The sequence below is a fragment of the Flavobacterium sp. genome, assembly GCF_049590715.1.
Classification (GTDB): Bacteria; Bacteroidota; Bacteroidia; order Flavobacteriales; family Flavobacteriaceae; genus Flavobacterium.
Genome location: NZ_JBAWDL010000024.1, coordinates 1 through 2,967, shown reverse-complemented (window position 1 = coordinate 2,967; position 2,967 = coordinate 1). Strand labels below are relative to the sequence as shown.

The 2,967-nt window shown below is 35.4% G+C and carries 2 protein-coding genes and 1 tRNA gene; 2 read left to right on the top strand and 1 reads right to left on the bottom strand.

Annotation, left to right across the window (positions count from 1 at the left end; translation table 11 throughout):
* Positions 1–563 (top strand): proline dehydrogenase family protein (locus WBQ70_RS01350; protein WP_423909498.1); only part of this gene is annotated, 563 nt, incomplete at its 5' end.
* Positions 564–816: 253 nt separating this feature from the next.
* Here the strand turns inward: WBQ70_RS01350 and WBQ70_RS01345 are convergent.
* Entirely contained in the window at positions 817–2,607 is a 1,791-nt protein-coding gene (locus WBQ70_RS01345; protein WP_423909496.1) for an ABC transporter ATP-binding protein, read from the bottom strand.
* A 202-nt stretch (positions 2,608–2,809) separates the two neighbouring features.
* On the opposite strand from WBQ70_RS01345, the gene WBQ70_RS01340 reads away from it, so the two are divergent.
* Positions 2,810–2,884 (top strand) — tRNA-Val (locus tag WBQ70_RS01340).
* The last annotated feature ends 83 nt before the right edge of the window (positions 2,885–2,967 follow it).

Sequence of the window (2,967 nt, the reverse complement as noted above, 5' to 3'; positions counted from 1 at the left end):
AAGCGATTGTTTATAATACATTGCAAATGTACCGTCATGATCGATTGCATTATTTGAAGGAATTGCAGCATTTGGCTGTTAACGAAGGTTTTTTTGTAGGTGTTAAATTAGTTCGTGGAGCTTATCTGGAAAAGGAAAAAGAGCGCGCTTTCGCAAATAATTATCCTTCACCGATTTGTGAAACCAAAGAAATAACCGAGTCTCATTATAATGAAGCCATTTTGTATGTAATCGAAAATTTAGAAACAATGGCTTTGTTTCTTGGTACTCATAACGAAAAAAGCAACTATTACTTAATGGAATTAATCCAGGAAAAAGGAATTCAACCCACTGATACTAGAATCTGGTTTGGTCAATTGTATGGTATGAGTGATCATATTAGTTATAATTTGGCTCAAGAGCATTATAATGTTGCTAAATATTTGCCTTTTGGTCCAGTGAAAGATGTGATGCCATATTTAATTCGTAGGGCAGAGGAGAATACTTCGGTGGTAGGGCAAACCAATCGTGAACTGGAATTAATCAAAAAGGAAAGAGAGCGAAGAAAAAAGAGTAGGAAATAATTCTTAGTCTTCGACAAGCTCAGACTGACAGCGTTAATGGTATTTTTTATGATTCATCAAAATAAGAACAAATGTTTCTCTTTAGCCCTGACAGGAGCGGCATCCTTGTGGCGGGGGGATATATCCCGCCACAAGATATAGCGGATGGCAGGAACGGTGTTTCGTAAAATACCTGATCTTCTTGCTCCAAAAACAAAAAATAAAACTCCATTTCTATGACAGAAATGGAGCTTGAATTTATATTGAAATGTTTTTAAGAATGACTAAACTGTAAGTTGCTTAAATTTTTATAAATACCGTTTTCAAGTAAAATCAATTCTTTATGTGTACCTTTTTCAGAAATGGTTCCGTTGTCCAGCACTAAAATCTGATCCGCAGAACGAATCGTTGACAAGCGGTGTGCAATGATAATACTGGTTCTTCCTTGCATCAAAATTTCTAGCGCTTCTTGAACTAATTTTTCGCTTTCACTGTCTAATGAAGAAGTAGCTTCATCTAGAATCAAGATACTAGGGTTTTTAAGCAATGCACGTGCAATAGCAATACGCTGGCGTTGACCACCGGAAAGTTTGATTCCTCTTTCGCCGACAATAGTTTCAAATTTCTCTGGGAAACTTTCAATGAAATTCAAGGCATTGGCTTGTTTGGCAGCCACTAAAATTTCTTCGTCAGTAGCGTTTGGTTTTCCGTAAGCGATGTTTTCTTTGATAGTTCCACCAAAAAGAATCACGTCTTGTGGAACAATACTCATATTGCCACGTAACTCTTCTAAATCATACTCATAAATATTTTTACCGTCAATGATGATTTCACCACTAGAAATATCGTAAAAACGCAATAATAAAGAGGCAATCGTTGATTTTCCAGCGCCACTAGGTCCTACAACAGCTATTTTTTGACCAAAATCCGCAGTGAAATTTACGTCTTTCAATACTTGGATTTCTTTTCTAGAAGGGTAACTGAAAGCTACATTTTTGAAACTTACTGTTCCTTTCAACTTGGTCACTACAGACGTATGTGCTTGTGAATTGATTTTTTCTGGCGTTTCGTCTAGTAATTCAAAAACACGTTCGGTAGCACCTACGGCTTTTTGAATTTGGGCATACATCTCGGCAATTCCACCAAATGAAGCACCTATGAAAGTAGTGTAAAGTACAAATGAAATTAAATCTCCTACACCTTGTACTTCCCCTTTGATGGTTAATGTGATTCCGTACCAAACAACAGCAACAACGCAACCAAACAAACATAAGATGATAAAGGATGCAAAATAACCTCTGTATTGTCCACCTTTGATGGCGATGGCTACGATTTCCTTGATTTTATTTTTGTAACGTTGTAATTCGTACCACTCATTTGCGAAAGCCTTAACATTGCTAATTCCTTGTAAAGTTTCCTCAACGATTACTTGGCTTTCGGCTACTTTGTCTTGCGTCATTTTTCCATATTTACGAATAAATCTCCCAAAAATTACCGCAGCAACGGCAACAACTGGAACAACGCAAAGCATCATAAGGGTTAATTTAGGACTAATACTTCCTAAAATGACAAATCCACCGATAATCAAGATGAATTGTCTCAGGAATTCAGCTATAGTAGTAGTAAGCGTATCTTGTAATTGTGAAATATCAGCACTAATTCGGCTATTCAATTCACCAACACGTTTTTGAGAGAAAAACGACATAGGGAGCTTGATTAGATTCTCATACAGCGCAAATCGGATGTTTGATAAAGTATTCTCTGTGAAATTTACAAAAAGAGAGATTCTAAAGAAAGAAAATACTGCTTGAAGCGTCAGGATTCCCATTAAAGCAATAGCAATTTCATTAGCTTTATTTAAATCTTTATTGGTAACACAATCTACTAACATTCCCATAAGTTTAGGAAAAGCAAGGGCAGTGGCACTGGTTAATAGTAAAAAGACTAACCCGAGAAAGAATTTCCATTTGTGATTATGGGTGTAATTGAATATTCGTAAGGCTTTGTGTAACGAATTGGAGGTTAGTTTTGCTTTGGGTAAATCATTTTCTTTAAAACGAGCCATGGTGATATATTTGTTTCTACAAATGTAATATTATCAAAGGGTATTACAAAAAAAATATAAATCATTAAAGTATTGTGATTGAGTAACTAAAAAAAGAATGTTGTTTTTTTATTAATTTATTTTTAAAAAATGCTTGTAAATACAAAATCTAGTTCTATATTTGCACTCGCAATACAGAACAAGTATAGCAAAAATAAAAATAGGGCGATTAGCTCAGCTGGTTCAGAGCACCTCGTTTACACCGAGGGGGTCGGGGGTTCGAACCCCTCATCGCCCACAAAACTTCTCAAGAAATTGAGAAGTTTTTTTTTGCACTAAAATTTTATTTACAAGAATTTCTAAGTTGTTGATTATATAATT

Coding starts and splice junctions, on each gene's coding strand:
- WBQ70_RS01345 (WP_423909496.1), bottom strand. CDS start 2,607: ATGGCTCGTTTTAAAGAAAATGATTTACCCAAAGCAAAACTAACCTCC.